Raw genomic sequence first — 21,233 nt, 5'->3', positions numbered from 1 at the left:
GACGGCCGTTCGGACCCCATGGTGGACTTCCGGGGCCAGCTACGGCGGCAGAAGAGGAAGCCGGTGCGAATCCGGCGCGGTCCCGCCACTGTCACCGGGGAGAGAACCCCGGGAGCCAGGAACTCTCGCCGCCGGTCACGTCGAACCAGGGCGCGGACACCCTGAGTGAGGACCTATCGCCATGCCCGGCTGCCGATCGAGGCTCAGCCCCCCGACGTTCCTCACGACGTTCACTGATCCCGCGGCCGGCTGAGCCGATGGGTGCCGAGCGCGACTTCGCGTACGGCGCCGCCGCCGGACTCCTCGGTGACCTGTTCCTCGGCGATCCCCGCCGCGGGCACCCGGTCGCCGCGTTCGGACGGGCTTCCGGCGCCGTGGAACGACTGCTGTGGCGCGACCACCGGGGGTGGGGCGCGCTGCACACCGCTGTGTGCGTGGGCGCCGCCGCCGGCCTGGGCGCCGCCGCCACGCGTCTCGTACGACCCTCCCGCGCCGCCTCCGTGGCCCTGACCGCCGCCGCGACCTGGGCGGTGGTCGGCGGCACCACCCTCGGCCGCGAGGCGCGGGCCGTCGGGCGGGCCCTCGAAGCCGGGGACGTCGAGGCGGCGCGGGCGCGGCTGCCGCATCTGTGCGGGCGGGATCCGCAGGCGCTGGACGCCGACGGGATCGCGCGGGCCGTGGTCGAGTCGGTCGCCGAGAACACCTCGGACGCCGTGGTGGGCGCGTTGGTGTGGGGGGCCGTGGCAGGAGTGCCCGGGCTGCTCGGGTTCCGGGCGGTGAACACGCTGGACGCGATGGTCGGGCACCGGTCGGTGACGTACCGGCGGTTCGGGTGGGCCGCGGCGCGGCTGGACGATGTGGCGGGGTGGCCGGGGGCCCGGCTGACGGCGCTGCTCGCGGTGGCCGGCAGCGGGGACGCCGCCGGTGCCCGGGGGGCGGTGCGGGCCTGGCGGGCCGATGCCGCGCGGCATCCGAGCCCCAACGCGGGGGTCGTGGAGGCGGCGTTCGCGGGGGCGTTGGGGGTACGGCTCGGGGGGACGTTGTCGTATGCGGGACGGGTCGAGCGGCGGCCGGTGCTGAACGGGGAGGGCCGGGCGGTGGGGATCGCGGACGTCGAGCGCGCGGTGCGGCTGTCGCGGCGCGTGCAGTGGCTGGCGCTCGGTGCGAGTGCGGGTGGGGCGCTGCTGCGGCTGCGTGGGCGCGCGGCGTCGCGGGCGGTGCCCGGCCGTGGCGCCCGGCGTGCCGCCCGGCGTGGCGACCGCCCGGGGCGGGCGGGGGGTGCCGGATGACCGGGCACGGGCTGCTGGTCGCCGGGACGACCTCCGACGCCGGCAAGAGCGTCGTCACCGCCGGGATCTGCCGGTGGCTGGCGCGGCAGGGCGTCGCGGTCGCGCCGTTCAAGGCGCAGAACATGTCGCTGAACTCCTTCGTGACCCGGGAGGGCGCGGAGATCGGGCGGGCCCAGGCCATGCAGGCGGCGGCCTGCCGGGTGGAGCCGACCGCGCTGATGAACCCGGTGCTGCTCAAGCCGGGCGGCGACCGGAGCAGTCAGGTCGTGCTCATGGGCAGGCCCGTGGGCGAGATGAGCGCCCGGGGCTATCACGGCGGGCGGCAGGAGCGGCTGCTGGGGACCGTGCTGGACTGTCTGGCCGAACTGCGGCGGTCGTACGACGTCGTCGTCTGCGAGGGGGCCGGGAGTCCCGCCGAGATCAATCTGCGGCGGACCGACATCGTGAACATGGGGATCGCCCGCACCGCGCGGATCCCGGTGCTGGTGGTCGGGGACATCGACCGGGGCGGGGTGTTCGCCTCGTTCTTCGGGACGGTGGCCCTGCTGTCGCCCCAGGACCAGGCGCTGGTGGCCGGGTTCCTCGTCAACAAGTTCCGCGGCGATGTGTCCCTGCTGGAGCCCGGCCTCGACATGCTCAAGGGGCTGACCGGGCGGCCCTCCTACGGGGTGCTGCCCTACCGCCACGGGCTGGGGATCGACGAGGAGGACGGGCTGCGGGTGTCGTTGCGCGGGACCGTGCGGGAGTCGGTGGTGGCACCGCCGGCCGGCCCCGACGTGCTGCGGGTCGCGGTGTGCGCGCTGCCGTTGATGTCCAACTTCACGGACGTGGACGCGCTGGCCGCCGAACCCGGGGTCGTGGTGCGGTTCGTGGACCGGCCGGAGGAACTGGCCGACGCGGACCTCGTCGTCGTACCGGGGACCCGGGGGACCGTGAAGGCCCTCGACTGGCTGCGCGAGCGCGGGCTGGCCGACGCGCTCGCCCGGCGGGCCGCCGACGGGCTGCCGGTCCTCGGGATCTGCGGCGGGTTCCAGATCCTCGCCGAGCACATCCACGACGACGTCGAGAGCCGGCGCGGCGCCGTCGACGGGCTCGGACTGCTGCCCGTGCGGGTGCGGTTCGCGCCGGAGAAGACCCTCGCGCGGCCCGTGGGCGAGGCCCTCGGGGAGCCGGTCGAGGGGTACGAGATCCACCACGGGGTCGCCGAGGTCAGGGCGGGCGAGCCCTTTCTCGACGGGTGCCGGGTCGGCCGGACCTGGGGCACCCACTGGCACGGCTCGCTGGAGTCGGACGGGTTCCGGCGGGCGTTCCTCCGTGAGGTGGCCGCCGCCTCGGGGCGCCGTTTCGTGCCGGCGCCCGGCACGAGCTTCGCCGCGCTGCGCGAGGAGCAGCTCGACCTGCTCGGCGATCTGATCGAACAGCACGCGGACACGGACGCGTTGTGGCGGCTCATCGAGTCCGGTGCGCCGCAAGGACTGCCCTTCATCCCCCCGGGAGCGCCCGCATGACCTCTGGCACCACCACCGGCACCACCGGCACCTCGGAAGCCTCCGGCCCCACCGGCACCACCGGCACCACCGGCACCACCGGCACCTCGGGAGCCTCCGGCCCCACCGGGACCGTGCTGCTGCTGTCGACCGCCGACACCGATCTGCTGGCGGCCCGCGCCGCCCCCGGCGTCTCCTACCGGATCGGCAACCCCACCCGGGTGGACGCCGCCGCGGACCTCCCGGCGCTGATCGAGGGCGCCGACCTCGCGGTCGTACGGCTGCTGGGCGGCAAACGGGCCTGGGAGGACGGGCTGGCCCGGCTGAAGGCGTCCGGGATCCCGACCGTGCTGCTGGGCGGCGAGGCCGTGCCGGACGCCGAGCTGATGGCGGAGTCCTCGGTGCCCGCCGGGGTGGTCGCGGAGGCCCTGCGCTATCTGGTCGAGGGCGGCCCGGACAACTTCGCCGAGCTGGCCCGGTTCCTGTCGGACACCGTGCTGCTGACCGGCGAGGGGTTCGAGGAGCCGCGCCGGATGCCGGAGTACGGGGTCCGGGGCGACAGGGGCGATCGGCCGCGGCAGGAGGGCCGGCCCACCGTCGGCGTGCTCTTCTACCGGGCCCATGAGCTGAGCGGCAACACCGCCTTCGTGGACACCCTGTGCGACGCGATCGAGGCACAGGGCGCCGACGCCCTGCCCGTGTACTGCGGTTCGCTGCGCGGCGCGGACGCCGGGCTGTACGAGCTGCTGGGGCGGGCGGACACGCTGATCGCGACGGTGCTCGCGGCCGGGGGCACCCACGCGTCGGAGGCGTCGGCGGGCGGCGACGAGGAGGCGTGGGACATCGGCGCGCTGGCCGAGCTGGACGTCCCGGTGCTGCAGGGGCTCTGTCTGACCTCCTCGCGGGCCGCCTGGGACGCGTCCGACGCCGCCCTCTCCCCCATGGACGCGGCGATGCAGGTCGCCATCCCGGAGTTCGACGGGCGGCTGATCACCGTGCCGTTCTCCTTCAAGGAGCAGGGGCCGGACGAGGTGCCGGTGTACGTGGCCGACCCGGAGCGGGCGGCGCGGGTGGCGGGGATCGCCGTACGGCACGCGCGGCTGCGGCACAAGCCGAACGCCGAGAAGCGGGTCGGTCTGGTGTTCACCGCCTATCCGACCAAGCACTCGCGGGTCGGCAACGCGGTCGGCCTGGACACGCCCGCCTCGGCGGTGCGGGTGCTGGACGCGCTGAAGGACGCCGGGTACGGGGTGAGCGCGTATCCGGCCGAGGGCGATGAGCTGATCCACCGGCTGATCGCGGCCGGGGGGCACGACGTGGAGTGGCTGACGGAGGAGCAGTTGGCCGCCGCGCCCGCACGGGTGCCGCTCGCCGACTATCAGGCGTGGTTCGAGCGGCTCGACCCGGAGCTGAGGGCGGCCATGACCGAGGCGTGGGGCGAGCCGCCGGGCTCGCTGTACGTCGACGGGGACGACATCGTGCTGGCCTCGCTCCGGTTCGGGAACGTGGTCGTGATGATCCAGCCGCCGCGCGGCTTCGGGGAGAACCCCATCGCGATCTACCACGACCCGGACATGCCGCCGTCCCACCACTATCTGGCGGCCTACCGCTGGCTGGAGAACAGCTTCGGCGCCGACGCGCTGGTGCACATGGGCAAGCACGGCACGATGGAGTGGCTGCCGGGCAAGGGGCTCGGGCTCTCCGGGGGCTGTGCGCCGGACGCGGTGCTGGGCGATCTGCCGCTGATCTACCCGTTCATCGTCAACGACCCCGGTGAGGGCACCCAGGCCAAGCGGCGCGGGCACGCCACCGTGGTCGACCATCTGGTGCCGCCGATGGCCCGTGCCGACACCTACGGCGATCTGGCCAAGCTGGAGCAGTTGCTGGACGAGTACGCGCTGGTCTCCGATCTGGACCCGGTGAAGGCGCCCGCCGTGCGCGCCCAGATCTGGACCCTCGTCAAGGCCGCCGAACTCCACCACGACCTGCACGTGGAGCAGCAGCCGGGCGACGACGACTTCGACGAGTTCGTCATGCACATCGACGGCTACCTCTGCGAGATCAAGGATGTGCAGATCCGCGACGGGCTGCACATCCTCGGCGGCGGCCCGGTCGGTGAGGCCCGGGTGAACCTGGTGCTGGCCGTGCTGCGGGCCTCCCAGGTGTGGGGCGGCAAGGCGAACGCCCTGCCGGGGCTGCGGGCGGCGCTGGCCGGGCACTTCGGGCTGGTGGAGAAGGAGTTGCTGGCCGAGCCGGGCGCCCCGGTGAAGGTGCCGGTGGAGCTGACCGACCTGGTGGACGGGCCCGCGCGGACCGCGTCCGACGCGGTCGACCTGCTGGAGCAGCTGTGCCGGCGGATCGCGGAGGGCATGGAGGAGCGGGACTGGGCGCCGGCCGCCGGTGCCGGGCTGGTGCGGGAGGTCCTCGGGGGCGCCGAACTGCCCGACGCCGTCGCCGTGCTGCGGTTCGCGTGCGAGGAGGTCGTGCCCCGGCTGGCCCGGACGACGGACGAGATCGGGCACATCCTGCGCGCCCTGGACGGCGGCTACGTCCCGGCGGGACCGTCCGGCTCCCCCACCCGGGGGCTGGTCAACGTGCTGCCGACCGGCCGCAACTTCTACTCGGTCGACCCCAAGGCGATTCCGTCCCGGCTGAGCTGGGAGGTCGGCCAGTCCCTCGCGGACTCGCTGGTGCAGCGGTACCTGGACGACAACGGGCAGTACCCGCGGTCGGTCGGCCTGACCGTGTGGGGGACGTCCGCGATGCGCACCCAGGGCGACGACATCGCCGAGATCCTGGCGCTGCTGGGCTGCCGTCCGGTGTGGGACGACGCCTCGCGCCGGGTGACCGGGTTCGAGGTGGTCGACCCGGCCGAGCTGGGGCGCCCGCGCATCGATGTCACGGTCCGGATCTCCGGCTTCTTCCGGGACGCGTTCCCGCATGTCGTCGGGCTGATCGACGACGCGGTACGGACGGTGGCCGAGCTGGACGAGGGCGCCGACGTCAACTACGTACGGGCGCACGCCGACGAGGACACCGCCGCGCACGGGGACCGGCGGCGCGCGACGGCCCGGATCTTCGGCTCCAAGCCGGGCGCGTACGGGGCCGGTCTGCTGCCGCTGATCGACGCCCGCAACTGGCGCTCCGACGCGGATCTCGCCGAGGTGTACGCGGTGTGGGGCGGCTACGCGTACGGGCGCGGGCTCGACGGCCGGGCGGCGCGCGGGGACATGGAGACGGCGTTCCGGCGGATCGCGGTGGCGGCGAAGAACGTCGACACCCGCGAGCACGACCTGGTCGACGCCGACGACTACTTCCAGTACCACGGCGGCATGGTCGCCATGGTCCGCCATCTGACCGGCGCCAACCCGGAGGCGTACGTCGGTGACTCGGCCGTCCCGGACCAGGTCAGGACGCGCACGCTGGGCGAGGAGACGCACCGGGTGTTCCGGGCGCGGGTGGTCAACCCGCGCTGGATGGCGGCGATGCGGCGGCACGGCTACAAGGGCGCCTTCGAGATGGCCGCCACCGTGGACTACCTGTTCGGCTATGACGCCACCGCCGGGGTCGTGGACGACTGGATGTACGAGAAGTTGAGCGCGGAGTACGTCTTCGACCCGGAGAACCGGGACTTCATGAAGAAGTCCAACCCGTGGGCGCTGCGCGGGGTCACCGAGCGGCTGCTGGAGGCGGCCGAGCGGGGGCTGTGGGCGGAGCCGGACGCGGAGACGCTGGAGCGGCTGCGCGCCACGTATCTGGAGCTGGAAGGCGACCTGGAGGGCGAGGACAAGTGAGCACCCCGTTTCCGTTCACGGCCGTGGTCGGCCAGGACGATCTGCGGCTCGCGCTGCTGCTGAACGCCGTGTCCCCGGCGGTCGGCGGAGTGCTGGTGCGCGGGGAGAAGGGCACCGCCAAGTCGACGGCCGTGCGGGCGCTGTCGGCGCTGCTGCCCGGGGTGCGGGTGGTGGACGGCTGCCGCTTCTCGTGCGACCCGGAGGCGCCCGACCCGGGGTGCCCGGACGGGCCGCACGGGTCCGGCGACACTCTGGAGCGGCCCTCGCGGATGGTCGAACTGCCCGTCGGCGCCTCCGAGGACCGGCTGGTCGGCTCGCTCGACATCGAGCGGGCGCTCGCCGAGGGCGTGAAGAGCTTCGAGCCGGGCCTGCTGGCGCGGGCGCACCGGGGGATCCTCTACGTCGACGAGGTCAACCTGCTCCACGACCATCTGGTCGACCTGCTGCTGGACGCGGCGGCGATGGGCGCCTCGTACGTCGAGCGTGAGGGGGTCTCCGTGCGGCACGCCGCGCGGTTCCTGCTGGTCGGCACGATGAACCCCGAGGAGGGCGAACTGCGGCCCCAGCTCCTCGACCGGTTCGGGCTCACCGTGGAGGTCGCTGCCTCCCGCGAGCCGGACGAGCGGGTGGAGGTCGTCCGGCGCCGGCTCGCCTACGACGACGGGCCCGACGCGTTCGCCGGACGCTGGGCGGACGAGGAGGCGGCCGTACGGGCGCGGATCGTGGCGGCGCGGAAGCTGCTGCCGTCGGTGCGCCTGGGCGACGGGGCGCTGCGGCAGATCGCGGCGACCTGCGCGGCCTTCGAGGTGGACGGGATGCGCGCCGACATCGTGATGGCCCGTACGGCGACCGCGCTGGCGGCCTGGGCGGGGCGCACCGAGGTGCTCGCCGAGGACGTGCGGCAGGCGGCGCTGCTGGCGCTGCCGCACCGGCGGCGGCGCAATCCGTTCGACGCGCCGGGGCTGGACGAGGACAGGCTGGACGAGACGCTGGAGGAGTTCTCCGGCGACCCCGACGACGGGGACGATCCGGATCCTGACGGCCCCGACGGCCCCGGGGGCGGGGGCGGGGACGGCGGGCAGCCGGAGCCGGACTCCGGGCCGCGGGGCGGGGACACGGAGGCACGGCCGGAGGCCGGGGAGGGCGGTGAGCCGCAGGGCTCCGGCGGCTCCTCGGAACGGGCCCCGGCACGGGCCGCCGAGCCGTTCCGCACCAAGGTGCTGAGCGTGCCGGGGATCGGTGAGGGCGCCGCCGGCCGGCGGTCCCGGGCGCGGACCGAGCACGGGCGTACGACGGGTGCGCGGCGGCCCCGGGGCGCGCTGACCAAGCTGCATCTGGCGGCGACCGTGCAGGCCGCCGCCCCGCATCAGCGGGCGCGCGGGCGGTCCGGCCCCGGGCTGGTGGTCCGGCGGGACGATCTGCGGCAGGCGGCCCGGGAGGGGCGTGAGGGGAACCTCGTGCTGTTCGTGGTCGACGCGTCGGGCTCGATGGCGGCCCGGCAGCGGATGAGCGCGGTGAAGGGGGCCGTGCTGTCGCTGCTTCTCGACGCCTACCAGCGGCGGGACAAGGTGGGGCTGGTGACGTTCCGGGGGTCCTCGGGCGAGGTCGCGCTGCCGCCGACGTCCTCGGTGGACGCCGCCGCCGCGCGGCTGGAGTCGCTGCCGACGGGCGGCCGTACGCCGCTGGCGGCGGGGCTGCTGCGGGCCCACGAGGTGCTGCGGGTGGAGCGGTTGCGCGATCCCGCGCGGCGGGCGCTGGTGGTCGTGGTGACCGACGGACGGGCCACCGGTGGCCCCGAGCCGGTCGCCCTCGCGGGGCGGGCGGCCCGGCTGTTCGCGGCCGACGGGGTCGCGTCGGTGGTCGTGGACTGCGAGTCGGGGCCGGTGCGGCTGGGGCTCGCCGGGCGGTTGGCCGGTGAGCTGGGCGGTACGGCGGTGACGCTGGACGGCCTGCGGGCGGACTCGATCGCCGGTCTGGTGAAGGACGTGCAGAGGAGGGCCGCGTAGTGCCGCAGGGGCAGCCGAGTGTCGTGCCGGACGACGGGCTGACGACCCGGCAGCGGCGCAACCGTCCGCTGGTGGTCGTGCACACCGGCGTCGGGAAGGGCAAGTCCACCGCCGCGTTCGGGCTGGCGCTGCGCGCCTGGAACCAGGGGTGGCCGGTCGGGGTGTTCCAGTTCGTCAAGTCGGCGAAGTGGAAGGTCGGTGAGGAGCGGGCGCTGCGGGTCCTCGGGGACTCCGGGGAGGGCGGGACCGTCGCCTGGCACAAGATGGGCGAGGGCTGGTCCTGGGTGCAGCGCGGCCTCCAGGGCGACAACGCCACCAACGAGGAGAAGGCGCGGGAGGGCTGGGAGCAGGTCAAACGGGATCTGGCGGCCGAGACGTACCGGCTGTACGTGCTGGACGAGTTCGCGTACCCGATGCACTGGGGGTGGGTGGACGTGGACGAGGTGGTGTCCGTGCTGCGGGAGCGGCCGGGCACCCAGCATGTGGTGATCACCGGACGCAACGCGCCCGGCGCACTGGTGGACTGCGCGGATCTCGTCACCGACATGTCCAAGGTCAAGCATCCGATGGACGCGGGGCAGAAGGGGCAGAGGGGCATCGAGTGGTGATGGTGCCCCGGCTGGTGATCGCCGCGCCCTCGTCCGGGAGTGGGAAGACCACCGTCGCCACCGGGCTGATGGCCGCGTTCGCCGCGCGGGGGCTCGCCGTGTCCCCGCACAAGGTCGGGCCGGACTACATCGACCCCGGCTACCACGCGCTCGCCACCGGGCGGCCGGGACGCAACCTCGACGCGTACCTGTGCGGGCCCGAGCTGATCGGGCCGTTGTTCCTGCACGGGGCGCGGGGGTGCGACCTCGCCGTGGTCGAAGGGGTGATGGGGCTCTTCGACGGGGCGGCGGGCGAGGGGGAACTGGCCTCCACGGCGCAGGTCGCGAAGCTGCTGCGGGCGCCGGTGGTACTGGTCGTGGACGCCTCGGCGCAGTCGCGGTCGGTGGCGGCGCTGGTGCACGGGTTCGCGTCCTGGGACCCGGAGGTGCGGATCGGGGGCGTGATCCTGAACAAGGTGGGCTCGGACCGGCACGAGGAGCTGTTGCGGGAGGCGCTGGAGTCGGTCGGGGTGCCGGTGCTGGGGGTGCTGCGGCGGGCGGAGCGGGTGGCCGTGCCGTCGCGGCATCTGGGGCTGGTGCCGGTCGCCGAGCGGCGGGACGAGGCGGTGGCCGCCGTGGCGGCGATGCGGGCGCAGGTGGAGCGGGGGTGCGACCTGGAGGGGTTGCTGGCGCTGGCGTCGGGGGGCGGGGCGTTGGACTGCGGTGCCTGGGAGGCGGGGGCGGCGCTGTCCTCGGAGCTGCCGGAGGGCCCCGCCCGCCGGACCGCCGGACCGCCTGGACCGCCTCGCCCTCCCTCGCCGGACGGGGCGGAGGGCGGCCGGGCCGGTCGGGGGCGTCGGGTGCCGGTCGTGGCGGTCGCCGGGGGGCCCGCCTTCACGTTCTCCTACGCGGAGCACGCCGAGTTGCTGGTCGCCGCCGGGGCCGAGGTCGTGGTGTTCGATCCGCTGCGGGACGAGCGGTTGCCCGACGGGGTGGACGGGCTGGTGATCGGGGGCGGGTTCCCCGAGGTGTACGTGAGTGAGCTGGCCGCCAACGAGGAGTTGCGCAAAGCGGTGGCCGGGCTCGCGGAGAGCGGGGCTCCGGTGGCGGCCGAGTGTGCGGGGCTGCTGTATCTGTGCCGGGAGCTGGACGGGCGGGAGATGTGCGGCGTGCTGGACGCTTCCGCGCGGATGGGTGAGCGGCTGACGCTGGGGTACCGGGACGCCGTCGCCGTCAGCGACAGCGTGCTGGCCGCCGCCGGCACCCGGATGCGGGGGCACGAGTTCCACCGGACCGTCGTCGAACCGGGGGCCGGACAGGCACCCGCGTGGGGGGTGCGGACTCCCGCGCCCCGGGTCGAGGGGTTCGTACAGCGCGGTGTGCACGCGAGTTATCTGCACACGCACTGGGCGTCGGCGCCCGGTGTCGCCCGTCGGTTCGTCGAGAGGTGCCGGACGTCATGAGCAGCAGACTGATCGGGGTCGGGGTCGGTCCCGGGGACCCGGAGTTGGTGACGGTCAAGGGGGTCAACGCGCTGCGCGCCGCCGAGGTCGTCGTCGTACCGGTGATGGACACCGGGGAGCGCGGGCGGGCCGAGGCGACCGTGCTGCACTACGTCGGCGCGGAGAAGGTGGTACGGGTCGTGTTCGCGCTGAACGAGCGGACCGACCGGGCGCGGCGCGAGGCCGCCTGGGACGCCGCCGGGGGGCGGGTCGCCGGACTGCTCGCCGGGCACGGGTGCGTGGCCTTCGCGACCATCGGTGACCCGAACGTGTACTCCACCTTCACCTATCTCGCCCAGACCATCGGTGAGGTGATGCCGGACGTCGTCGTGGAGACGGTGCCGGGGATCACCGCCATGCAGGATCTCGCCGCCCGGTCGGGGGCCGTGCTCACCGAGGGGACCGAGCCGTTGACGCTGGTGCCGGTGACGGCCGGGGCCGGGGTGCTCAAGGACGCGCTCAACGGGCCCGGCACGGTCGTCGCCTACAAGTTCGGGCGGCAGGCGGCCGAGGTCGCGGAGGCCCTGCGGGACAGCGGGCGGCTCGACGGGGCCGTGTGGGGCTCCGCGCTGGGGCTCGCGGAGGAGTCGATCCGGCCCGCCGGTGAACTGGACGGGACTCCGCTGCCGTATCTCTCCACGCTGATCGCGCCCGCGCCGCGCGACGGCGGACGGGGCGGGAAACTGTGAACACCCCGCACCCGGCGGGCCTGCGCTCACTCCCCCGCCAGGCCGACCACCAGCCAGATGAACCCCGCCCCGGCGACCGTGCACAGCAGGGTCGGGCCCGCCGAGTGCTCGTGGTGGGCCTCGGGGAGGATCTCCGCCGCCGCGAGGTAGAGCAACGCGCCGCCGAACAGGCCGAGATAGCCGCCGAGCACGGGCGGCGGGATCGTGAACAGCAGCGTGGAGGCCGCGCCGACGACCGGTGCCAGCGCGTCCGCGACCAGCAGGGCCAGGGCCTTGCGGCGGGCGTTGCCGTACAGGGTGGCGAGGGTGAAGGTGTTGAAGCCGTCCGCGAAGTCATGGGCGATCACCGCCACGGCGACCGCGAGGCCCATGCCCTCACCGACCTGGAACGCGGCGCCGATCGCCACCCCGTCCATCGCGCTGTGGCCGACCATCGCGGCGGCGGCCGTGAGGCCGACCTCCGGGGTGCGGTGGTGCCGGTCGCCGCCGTGCGCGGCGGCCAGCAGCCGCTCCACCAGGTGGGCGAGGAGGAACCCGGCCACGAACAGCAGCAGGGCCGCCGGTACCCCGAACACCTCGCGGCCCGCCGCCTCCATCGCCTCGGGCAGCAGGTCGAGGCCGACCACGCCGAGCATCAGGCCGCCGGCCAGACCCAGCACCAGATGACGGCGGTCCGTCACCCGCTGGGCCGTCCAGCCGCCGGCCAGCGTCATCAGGAACGCGCCGAGCGCGACGAAGACCGCCATGTGCCCTTGCTATCGGACGCGGGGGCGCCGGGGCGGTTGCGACGCCCCGGACGGCCGTACTCGCCCGCACATTGACACCCGCGCCCCCTGACACCCCGCGCACAGCAGCACGTACGAGAGGAACCCGAACCCATGGCCGAAGCCCCCGCCGGCAAAGTGACCATCGTCGGCGCCGGACCCGGCGCCGCCGATCTGCTGACCTTCCGTGCCGCGCGCGCCATCGCCGAGGCGGACGTGGTGATCTGGGCGGCGAGCCTGGTCCAGGCGGAGGTCCTGGAGCACGCGCGTGAGGGCGCGGAGATCCTCGACTCGGCCGTGCTGTCCCTGGAGGACGTCGTCGCCGTGTACGAGCGGGCGCTGCGGGACGGGTTGCGGGTGGCCAGGATCCACTCCGGCGACCCGGCGCTCTGGGGCGGCACGCAGGAGCAGGTCGACCGGTGCGCGGACCTCGGGATCGAGGTCGAGATCGTGCCGGGTGTGTCGTCGTTCTCCGCCGTGGCCGCGCTCGCGGGGCGCGAACTGACCGTTCCCGAGGTCGCGCAGTCCGTCGTCCTGACCCGGCTGGGCGGCGGCAAGACGCCGATGCCGCCGGGTGAGGAGGTGCGCGAGTTCGCCCGGCACGGGACGACGATGGCGATCTTCCTGTCCGCCGCGCGGAGCGGTCAGCTGGTGCGTGAGCTGCTGGAGGGCGGCTATCCGACGGGCACGCCGGTCGTGGTCGCGTATCAGGCGACCTGGCCGGAGGAGTTGGTCGTGCGGTGCACGATCGGCACGCTGGAGGAGACCGTCAAGGAGCACAAGCTCTGGAAGCACACCCTGTTCCTGGTCGGCCCCGCCCTCGACGCCCACGGCACCCGCTCGCACCTCTACCACCCCGGTCACTTCCACGGTCACCGCAGGGCCGACCCGGAGGCCCGTCGGGCGCTGCGCGCGGCGACCCGGGGCACCAGCACATGATCACGGTCATCGGCATGGGGACCGACGGCGGGGCCGGGCCGGACGCCGGGGTGCTCGACGGGGCCGACCTCGTCGTGGGCGGGCGACGGCATCTGGACGCGGTACGGCTGCCCGGGCGGGCCGAGCGGATCGTGCTCGGGCCGCTGGCGCCCGCCCTGGAACGGATCGCCGAGTACGTCGGGCGGGACCGGTCCGTGGTGGTGCTGGCCTCGGGAGACCCCGGGTTCTTCGGCGTCGTACGGGTGCTCGCCGAGCGGTTCGGCGCGGCGCGGCTGGCCGTACGGCCGGGGGTGTCCTCCGTCGCCGCCGCCTTCGCCCGGGCCGGGCTGGCCTGGGACGACGCGGTGGTGGTCAGCGCGCACGGGCGGGCGCCGCGCACGGCCGTGCAGGTGTGCCGGGCGCGGCCCAAGGTGGCCGTGCTGACGGGGCCGGGGGCGGGCCCGGCCGAGCTGGGGGCGGCGCTCGCGCGCTGGTCCTCGCGGCGGACGCTGGTGGTGGCGTCCGCGCTGGGCGATCCGGTGCGCGAGCGCGTCGAACAGGTCACCCCGGCCGAGGCGGCGGCACGGGACTGGGGGACGACGGTGAGTGTGGTGCTCTGCGTCGATCCGGAGCGCGTCACGGCGAGGGGCGACGGGGCCGACGGGGCCGACGGGTCCCACGGGTCCCACGGGTCCCACGGGTCCCACGGGTCCGACGGGTCCGACGGGTCCGGCGGCGGCGCCGGGGGGATGGGTATCGGGGGGATGGGTATCGGGGGGATGAGCACCGGAGGGATGGGCACCCTGGCCGGCGCGGGGGTCGGGCCCTCGCGCTGGGCGTTGGACGAGGGCGCGTTCGCGTACCGGGACTCGATGATCACCAAGTTCGAGGTGCGGGCCCTCGCGCTCGCCCGGCTCGGCCCGCGCCTCGGCGATCTGGTCTGGGACGTGGGTGCCGGGTCGGGCTCGGTGGCCGTGGAGTGCGCGCGGCTGGGCGCGGCCGTCGCCGCCGTGGAGAAGACGCCGGACGGGGTCGCTCGGATCCGCGCGAACGCGCTGGCGCACGGCGTGGACGTCCGGGTCGTGGAGGGCGCCGCCCCGGACGCGCTGGACGCGCTGGACGCGCTGGACGGAGCGGACGCGCTCAGCGGACTCGATGATCCGGACGCCGTGTTCATCGGGGGCGGGGGCCGTGAGCTGCCCGCGATCGTCGCCGCGTGCGCCCGGCGGGCCCGGCGCACGGTGGTGGTGGCGCTGGCCGCGCTCGACCGGGTCCCGGCGGTGCGCGACGCGCTCGTCGGGGCCGGGTTCGACTGCGACGGGGTGCTGTTGCAGTCGTCGCGGCTCGCACCGCTGCCGGGGGACGTGAGCCGGCTCGCGGCCACCAACCCGGTGTTTCTGCTGTGGGGCGAGGCCCCGGGCCGAGCCCGGGACGAAGCCCCAGACCTGGTCCGAGAGAACTGTGAAGCAGTGGCAGTAGGAGGAGTTGACCGGTGATCGGCCTGATTTCCGCGACGGCCGCGGGGGCCGCGGCCCGCGACCGGCTGGCCGCGGCGTGGCCCGGCCGTACGCGTGTGTACGACGGCCCGGCGGGGGACGCGCTGCGCTCCGCGTTCGGGGAGTGCGAGCGGGTGGTGTGTTTCCTGGCGACCGGCGCCGTGGTGCGGCTGATCGCGCCGCTGCTCGGGGACAAGGCGTCCGATCCGGGCGTGGTCTGTGTGGACGAGGGCGGACGGTTCGCGGTCGCCCTCGTGGGCGGGCACGGCGGCGGGGCGAACGACCTCGCCGTCGAGGTCGGCGAGGTGCTCGGCGCGGCGCCGGTGGTGACCACCGCCACGGACTCCGTCGGGGTGGCCGGGCTGGACACGCTGGGCGTCCCGGTCGAGGGCGATGTGGCCGCCGTGTCCCGCGCCCTGCTCGACGGCGCGCCCGTCGCCCTGCGGACGGAGACGCCGTGGCCGCTGCCGGCCGTCCCCGCCGGAGCGCAGGGGTCGTACACCGTCCGGGTCACCGACCGGGCGGGCGCGCCGGGCGCGGGCGAGGTGTTCCTGCGTCCGCCCACCCTCGTCGTCGGGGTCGGTGCCTCCCGGGGCGCGCCCGTGGAGGAGGTCCTGGCGCTCGTCGAGGGCGCGTTGCGGGAGGCCGGGCTCTCCCCGCGCAGTATCGCGCGGCTCGCCACGGTCGACGCCAAGGCGGAGGAGCCGGGGATCGTCCTGGCCGCCGGGCGGCTGGGTGTGCCGCTGGTCACCCACCCCGCCGAGCGGCTGGCGGCGGTCGAGGTGCCGAACCCGTCGGACGCGCCCCTCGCCGCCGTCGGCACCCCCTCGGTCGCCGAGGCCGCGGCGCTGGTCGGCGGGGGTGAACTGCTGGTGCCGAAGCGGAAGTCGGCGATGGCGACGTGTGCGGTCGTACGGCTGCCCGCGCGCGGGCGGCTCGCGGTCGTCGGGCTCGGTCCGGGGGCGCGGGATCTGCTGACGCCGCGCGCGAAGGCGGAGTTGCGGCGCGCGTCGGTCGTCGTCGGGCTGGATCAGTACGTCGACCAGATCCGGGATCTGCTGCGGCCCGGGACGCGGGTCCTGGAGTCCGGGCTCGGGGCCGAGGAGGAGCGGGCCCGCACGGCGGTGGCCGAGGCGCGTCGGGGACGGGCCGTGGCGCTGATCGGGAGCGGGGACGCCGGGGTGTACGCGATGGCCTCGCCCGCGCTCGCGGAGGCGGGGGACGACATCGACGTCGTGGGGGTGCCCGGGGTGACCGCCGCGCTGGCGGCGGGGGCGCTGCTCGGGGCGCCGCTCGGCCATGACCATGTGTCGATCAGCCTCTCCGATCTGCACACCCCGTGGGAGGTGATCGAGCGCCGGGTGCGGGCGGCGGCGGAGGCGGATCTCGTCGTGACGTTCTACAACCCGCGCAGCCGGGGCCGGGACTGGCAGTTGCCCAAGGCCCTCGGGATGCTCGCCGAGCACCGGGCGCCGACGACGCCCGTCGGTGTCGTGCGCAACGCCTCACGGCCGGACGAGTCGGTCCGGCTGAGCACGCTGGCGGCGCTGGATCCGGCGACCGTGGACATGATGACGGTGGTGGTCGTCGGCAACTCGGCGTCCCGGGAGGTCGCCGGGCGCATGGTGACCCCGCGCGGCTACCGCTGGCAGGCGGGGACCGGGGAGGGGGGCCGGTGAGCCGGGTCGTCCATCCGATCGAGGAGGAGTCGTTCCGCAGGCTGCGCGCCCGGCTCGACACCTCACGGTTCGCGCCGCTGAGCCGGGCGGTGGTGGAGCGGGTGATCCACTCCTCCGCCGATCTGGAGTACGCCGACGATCTCGTCCTGGCCGAGGCCGATCTGGTGCCCGCGCACGCCGCGCTGCACGCCGGGGCGCCGGTCGTCACCGATGTGGAGATGGTGGCGGCCGGGATCACCCGGCGGGACACGGTGTGCCGGCTGCGGGACGGTGTGTCCGGGCCGGGGCTGACCCGGTCGGCGCACGCGATGCGCCTCGCCCTGGAGCAGGTCGGCCCCGGCGCGCTGTGGGTGATCGGCTGCGCGCCGACCGCCCTGGAGGAACTGCTCACCCTGGACGCCCGGCCCGCGCTCGTCATCGGACTGCCGGTCGGTTTCGTCGGCGCGGCCGAGTCCAAGGCGGCGCTGCGGGAGAGCGGGTTGCCCGCGGTGAGCAATGTGTCCGAGAAGGGCGGGTCGGCGGTGGCTGCGGCGGCGCTCAACGCGCTGCTGTACACGGCGTACCCGCAGGATCCGCAGTTCACGCAGGACCCGCAGGAGCCGCCGCTCGGGGCGGGACCGAGAGGGCCCCGGACATGAGCCCACTCCCCCGCGCCCCGCACACCACCCGTTCCACGCGTACTGCCAGTACCACCCGTACCACCCGCTTCACCCTTCCCGTTGAGGAGAAACCGTGACCACCCCGCCGCCCGCCCTGCTCATCGCCGGCCATGGCACCCGCGACGACGCCGGAGCCGAGGCGTTCCGTGCCTTCGTCCGTGAGCTGGGCCGCCGCCACCCCGAACTGCCCGTCGCGGGCGGCTTCATCGAGTTGTCCCCGCCGCCACTGGGCGAGGCCGTCACCGAACTGGTGGAGCGGGGGGTGCGGCGGTTCGCCGCGGTGCCGCTGATGCTGGTCTCCGCCGGGCACGCCAAGGGCGACATACCGGCCGCGCTGAACCGGGAGAAGGAGCGCCACCCCGGGATCTCGTACACCTACGGCCGTCCGCTCGGCCCGCATCCCTCGCTGCTCGCGGTGCTGGAGCGGCGGCTGGACGAGGCCCTCGGCGACAGTGTGCGCACCCCGGAGGACCGGGCCGATGTGACCGTGCTGCTGGTCGGGCGCGGCTCGACCGACCCGGACGCCAACGCCGAGGTGCACAAGGCGGCCCGGCTGCTGTGGGAGGGGCGCGGCTACGCCGGGGTGGAGACGGCGTTCGTGTCGCTGGCGGCGCCGGACGTGCCGAGCGGCCTCGACCGGTGTGTGCGGTTGGGCGCCCGGCGGATCGTCGTACTGCCGTACTTCCTGTTCACCGGGATCCTTCCGGTGCGGGTGCGGCAGCAGACCGAGGGGTGGGCGACGGCGCATCCGGAGGTCGAGGTGCGGTCGGCCGACGTGATCGGTCCTGAGCCGGAGTTGCTGGATCTGGTGATGGAGCGGTACGAGGAGGCCGTCAAGGGCGACCTGCGGATGAACTGCGACTCGTGTGTGTACCGGATCGCGCTGCCGGGGTTCGAGGACAAGGTGGGGCTGCCGCAGCAGCCGCACTTCCACCCGGACGACGACGGTCATCACCACCATGGCCACCACCACGGGCACGCGCATCCGCATTCCCATGCGCACTGACGTCCACGACCTGGGGCATCACGGGGACGCCGAGGTCCGTGACGACGGTTCGGCGCTGGTCGATCTCGCCGTGAACGTCCGCGCGGACACTCCCCCGGCGTGGCTGCGGGAGGTGATCGCCGGGTCGCTGGACGGGCTCGCGGCCTATCCGGACGGCCGGCGGGCGCGGGCGGCGGTGGCGGCGCGGCACGGGCTGGACGCGGAGCGGGTGGTGCTGACGGCGGGCGCGGCGGAGGCGTTCGTACTGCTGGCGCGGGCGCTCGCGGTACGGCGGCCGGTGGTGGTGCATCCGCAGTTCACCGAGCCGGAGGCGGCGTTGTGGGAGGCCGGGCACCGGGTGGGCCGGGTGCTGCTGCGCGAGGCCGACGGTTTCCGGCTGGATCCGGCGGCGGTACCGGAGGACGCCGACCTGGTGGTGATCGGCAATCCGACCAATCCGACGTCGGTGCTGCATCCGGCGGCCGAGGTGGCCCGGCTGGCGCGGCCGGGGCGGACGGTGGTGGTGGACGAGGCGTTCATGGACGCGGTGCCCGGCGAGCGGGAGTCGCTCGCCGGGCGGACCGATGTCCCGGGTCTGGTCGTGCTGCGCAGTCTGACCAAGACGTGGGGGCTGGCGGGGCTGCGGATCGGCTATGTGCTGGCCGCCCCCGAGGCCGTCGCCGCCCTCGAACGCGCCCAGCCGCTGTGGCCGGTGTCCAGCCCCGCGCTGGCCGCCGCCGAGGCGTGTGTGACGCCCCGTGCGCTGGCGGAGGCGGCGGAGGCGGCGGACCGGGTCGCCGCGGACCGGGCCCATCTGGTGGCGGGGCTCTCCGAGGTGCCCGGGCTGCGGGTCATGGGCCCGGCGGAGGGCTCCTTCGTCCTGGTCCGCCTTCCGCACGCGGCGCTGGTCCGCCATCGCCTGCGCGACCTCGGTTTCGCGGTCCGCCGGGGCGACACCTTCCCGGGACTGGGTGAGGAGTGGCTCCGGCTGGCGGTACGGGACCGGGTGACGACGGACGCGTTCGTGGTGGCGCTGCGCAAGGCGCTGGAGGACGGCTGACCGTCCCGCGCCCCGTCCGCCTCAGCCGTTCTTCCTGCGGGCCATCACCACCGCGCCGCCGCCCACCGCGAGCAGCGCCACCGCTCCCGCGGCGATGTACGGGGTCATGGAGTCGCCGCCGGTCTCGGCGAGGTTGGGCTCGGTGGCGGCGGCGCCCTGGGGCTTCACCTCGGGCTCGGTGGCCGCGGGGGTGGACGGCTCGGCGGAGGCCGGGGCGGGGGCCGGGGTCTCGCAGGTCGCCCGGGCGAGCGTGACCACGCCGTCGACCTCGGCGACGTTCAGCTTCAGCGGGTTGACGGACACGCTGAGTTCCAGGGCGGTGGCGGCGGCCGTGCGGGAGGTGGTCTCCCGCTTGGACAGGTCGAGCCGTACGTCGCCCACGCCCGGGACGCTCACCTGGGTCGTGCCGCCCGCCGACAGGGTGACGCGCTTGCCGAGGACGGTGACCGAGCCGAGCACATTGGACTCGGCGACCGGCTTGCGACCGGCCGCGCAGGTCGCCTTGGAGGTGACCTGTTCGACCTCGATCAGGGAGAGCAGCGGCAGCCCCGGGACGTGGAGCCTGGCGTGGGCGAGGCGGGTGCTGCCCTCGGCGGTGCCCTTCTCGACGGTCGCCTTCGCCTGGGCGACCTGGGCGCTCAGGACGCTGAAGGGCTTTCCGCCGTCCACTCCGTCGAGTTCCGCGGTGAGGGTGGTCTGTTCCGCGCTCCGCGGCGCCTGGACCTCGTTGAGGCTGACGGAGAGCGGGACATTGACGGTCTTGTTGAGCAGGCTCACATCGAGCCCGGTGCGCAGGACGACGGCGCTCGCCCTGCCGTCCTCGGTCGCGTGCGCGGAGCCGGCGCCGGCCAGGGCCGCGGGCCCCGCGGCCAGGAGGGTGGCCGTCGCGGCGACCGCGAGACGGCGTGCGGGCATGCGGAAGTTGGTGCCGTTCAAGGTGGTGGGACCCCCACTGAGAGAAGCTTGGGACCCCGTAAGAATTACGCACGGAGAGTGAACGGGCGGCGATCCAGCGTCACTTCACCCGATCGTGGGGTTTCCGCCAACAGTTTCGATTCCTCCGCCACCGGTGTTCCCCGACTTCACCGGAGCACCAGATCTGGTTCGACCGCCCGTGCCGGTACTCCGGTCCGGGCGTTAGGTGTATAACGAGCCGCGCCCCCGTCCGTCACGCTCAGTCAAGGCCGCCGTCGCGATCCGCACGGTGGACCGGTCATACGACGATCCGCCCGTTCAGCACCACCCGGCGCGGGTCGGTCAGCACCCGTACGTCCGCGCGCGGATCCTCGGCGTAGACCACCAGGTCGGCCGGGGCGCCCTCGTCCAGCCCCGGTCGGCCGAGCCAGGCGCGGGCCGCCCAGGTCGTCGCCGAGACGGCGTCCGGCGCGGGGATCCCGGCGGTGACCAGTTCGCCGACCTCGGCGCCCGCGAGGCCGTGCGGCAGGCTGCCGCCCGCGTCGGTGCCGACGAAGACCGGGATCCCGGCGTCGTAGGCGTTGCGGACGGTGTCGTAGCGGCGTTCGTGGAGCCGGCGCATATGGGCCGACCAGCGGGGGAACCGGGACGCTCCGCCGTCGGCGAGCCGTGGGAAGGTGGCGATGTTGACCAGCGTCGGCACGATCGCGACACCGCGCTCGGCGAACAGCGGGATCAGTTCGTCGGTGAGCCCGGTGGCGTGCTCGATGCAGTCGATGCCGGACTCCACCAGGTCCCGCAACGCGTCCTCCGCGAAGCAGTGGGCCGTCACCCGCGCCCCCAGCCGGTGCGCCTCCGCGATCGCCGCCGCCACCGCGTCGCGCGGCCAGCACGCCGAGAGATCGCCGAGGTCCCGGTCGATCCAGTCGCCGACGAGCTTCACCCAGCCGTCGCCGCGCCGGGCCTCCCGGGCGACGTACGCGACGAGGTCGCCGGGTTCGATCTCCCACGCGTAGTTGCGGATGTAGCGGCGGGTGCGGGCGATGTGCCGGCCGGCCCGGACGATCTTCGGCAGGTCGTCGCGGTCGTCGATCCACCGGGTGTCGGAGGGCGACCCGGCGTCCCGCAGCAGCAGCGCGCCCGCCTCGCGTTCGGCGAGGGCCTGCTTCTCGGAGACGTCGTCCGGGACGGGCCCGTGCTGGTCGAGGCCGACATGGCAGTGCGCGTCGACCAGTCCGGGCAGCGCCCAGCCGTCGACCGTACGGACGTCACGGGCCCCGGCCGGGCGGTCGTAGGTGATCCGCCCCGAGACCACCCACAGTTCGTCGCGGACGTCCTGCGGGCCGACCAGGACCCGCCCTCTCACGTGCAGCACCTCGCTCATGCACCGCACCCTAGTGAAT

The 21,233-nt window shown here is 75.0% G+C and carries 16 protein-coding genes and 1 riboswitch; of the genes, 13 read left to right on the top strand and 3 right to left on the bottom strand.

What is annotated here, in order from left to right; genetic code table 11:
* Nucleotides 1-13 precede the first annotated feature (13 nt).
* Nucleotides 14-145, top strand: a riboswitch (cobalamin riboswitch).
* A 112-nt stretch (nt 146-257) separates the two neighbouring features.
* The 7 genes from ACIQNG_RS34900 (at nt 258) to cobI (ending at nt 11,354) form a co-directional block, all read left to right on the top strand.
* On the top strand, nt 258-1,289 hold the full coding sequence (locus ACIQNG_RS34900; RefSeq protein ID WP_401490730.1) for a cobalamin biosynthesis protein: 1,032 nt from the start codon (nt 258-260) through the stop codon (nt 1,287-1,289).
* Nucleotides 1,286-2,797, top strand: coding sequence for a cobyric acid synthase (locus ACIQNG_RS34895; RefSeq protein ID WP_401427621.1), 1,512 nt, complete (start codon nt 1,286-1,288; stop codon nt 2,795-2,797). The genes ACIQNG_RS34900 and ACIQNG_RS34895 overlap by 4 nt, the downstream gene beginning before the upstream one ends.
* A gap of 122 nt (nt 2,798-2,919) precedes the next feature.
* On the top strand, nt 2,920-6,570 hold the full coding sequence (gene cobN / locus ACIQNG_RS34890; RefSeq protein ID WP_401490809.1) for a cobaltochelatase subunit CobN: 3,651 nt from the start codon (nt 2,920-2,922) through the stop codon (nt 6,568-6,570).
* Entirely contained in the window at nt 6,567-8,576 is a 2,010-nt protein-coding gene (locus ACIQNG_RS34885; protein ID WP_401490728.1) for a putative cobaltochelatase, read from the top strand. Before cobN ends, ACIQNG_RS34885 begins: the two co-directional genes overlap by 4 nt.
* The gene (gene cobO, locus ACIQNG_RS34880; RefSeq protein ID WP_401490726.1) at nt 8,576-9,184 is read left to right on the top strand and encodes a cob(I)yrinic acid a,c-diamide adenosyltransferase; all 609 of its coding nucleotides are present in this window, start codon (nt 8,576-8,578) and stop codon (nt 9,182-9,184) included. The genes ACIQNG_RS34885 and cobO overlap by 1 nt, the downstream gene beginning before the upstream one ends.
* Nucleotides 9,184-10,626 carry a cobyrinate a,c-diamide synthase gene (locus tag ACIQNG_RS34875; protein WP_401490807.1) on the top strand — a complete coding sequence of 481 codons (1,443 nt, stop codon included), beginning with the start codon at nt 9,184-9,186 and terminating at the stop codon, nt 10,624-10,626. Before cobO ends, ACIQNG_RS34875 begins: the two co-directional genes overlap by 1 nt.
* Nucleotides 10,623-11,354, top strand: a complete 732-nt coding sequence (gene cobI / locus ACIQNG_RS34870) for a precorrin-2 C(20)-methyltransferase (protein ID WP_401427609.1) — start codon at nt 10,623-10,625, stop codon at nt 11,352-11,354. Before ACIQNG_RS34875 ends, cobI begins: the two co-directional genes overlap by 4 nt.
* A gap of 26 nt (nt 11,355-11,380) precedes the next feature.
* Here cobI and ACIQNG_RS34865 read toward each other — a convergent pair whose 3' ends face one another.
* Nucleotides 11,381-12,100: a ZIP family metal transporter gene (locus tag ACIQNG_RS34865; RefSeq protein ID WP_401490724.1), complete on the bottom strand. Its 720-nt coding sequence runs from the start codon at nt 12,098-12,100 to the stop codon at nt 11,381-11,383.
* A 132-nt stretch (nt 12,101-12,232) separates the two neighbouring features.
* On the opposite strand from ACIQNG_RS34865, the gene cobM reads away from it, so the two are divergent.
* The 6 genes from cobM (at nt 12,233) to cobC (ending at nt 18,915) form a co-directional block, all read left to right on the top strand.
* The gene (gene cobM / locus ACIQNG_RS34860) at nt 12,233-13,057 is read left to right on the top strand and encodes a precorrin-4 C(11)-methyltransferase (RefSeq protein WP_401490722.1); all 825 of its coding nucleotides are present in this window, start codon (nt 12,233-12,235) and stop codon (nt 13,055-13,057) included.
* Complete coding sequence (gene cbiE / locus ACIQNG_RS34855; RefSeq protein WP_401490720.1) at nt 13,054-14,532, top strand: precorrin-6y C5,15-methyltransferase (decarboxylating) subunit CbiE; 1,479 nt, start codon at nt 13,054-13,056, stop codon at nt 14,530-14,532. Before cobM ends, cbiE begins: the two co-directional genes overlap by 4 nt.
* Nucleotides 14,529-16,211, top strand: coding sequence for a precorrin-3B C(17)-methyltransferase (cobJ, locus tag ACIQNG_RS34850; RefSeq protein WP_401490718.1), 1,683 nt, complete (start codon nt 14,529-14,531; stop codon nt 16,209-16,211). Before cbiE ends, cobJ begins: the two co-directional genes overlap by 4 nt.
* Complete coding sequence (locus tag ACIQNG_RS34845) at nt 16,208-16,849, top strand: precorrin-8X methylmutase (protein ID WP_401490716.1); 642 nt, start codon at nt 16,208-16,210, stop codon at nt 16,847-16,849. The genes cobJ and ACIQNG_RS34845 overlap by 4 nt, the downstream gene beginning before the upstream one ends.
* Before the next feature lie 94 nt (nt 16,850-16,943).
* Complete coding sequence (locus tag ACIQNG_RS34840; RefSeq protein WP_401427597.1) at nt 16,944-17,876, top strand: sirohydrochlorin chelatase; 933 nt, start codon at nt 16,944-16,946, stop codon at nt 17,874-17,876.
* Nucleotides 17,866-18,915, top strand: a complete 1,050-nt coding sequence (cobC, locus tag ACIQNG_RS34835) for an Rv2231c family pyridoxal phosphate-dependent protein CobC (protein WP_401490715.1) — start codon at nt 17,866-17,868, stop codon at nt 18,913-18,915. The genes ACIQNG_RS34840 and cobC overlap by 11 nt, the downstream gene beginning before the upstream one ends.
* Before the next feature lie 21 nt (nt 18,916-18,936).
* Here cobC and ACIQNG_RS34830 read toward each other — a convergent pair whose 3' ends face one another.
* A complete protein-coding gene (locus tag ACIQNG_RS34830) occupies nt 18,937-19,851 on the bottom strand; it encodes an SCO1860 family LAETG-anchored protein (protein ID WP_401490713.1) in 915 nt (304 codons plus the stop codon).
* Between the two features lie 277 nt (nt 19,852-20,128).
* On the bottom strand, nt 20,129-21,214 hold the full coding sequence (locus ACIQNG_RS34825) for an amidohydrolase family protein (protein ID WP_401490711.1): 1,086 nt from the start codon (nt 21,212-21,214) through the stop codon (nt 20,129-20,131).
* Nucleotides 21,215-21,233: the final 19 nt, after the last annotated feature.

Origin of the sequence: Streptomyces sp. NPDC091377 (assembly GCF_044757045.1) — a bacterium.
GTDB lineage: Bacteria > Actinomycetota > Actinomycetes > Streptomycetales > Streptomycetaceae > Streptomyces.
Note: the sequence above shows the minus strand (reverse complement) of the source record. Positions and strands in the feature narration are given on the sequence as shown.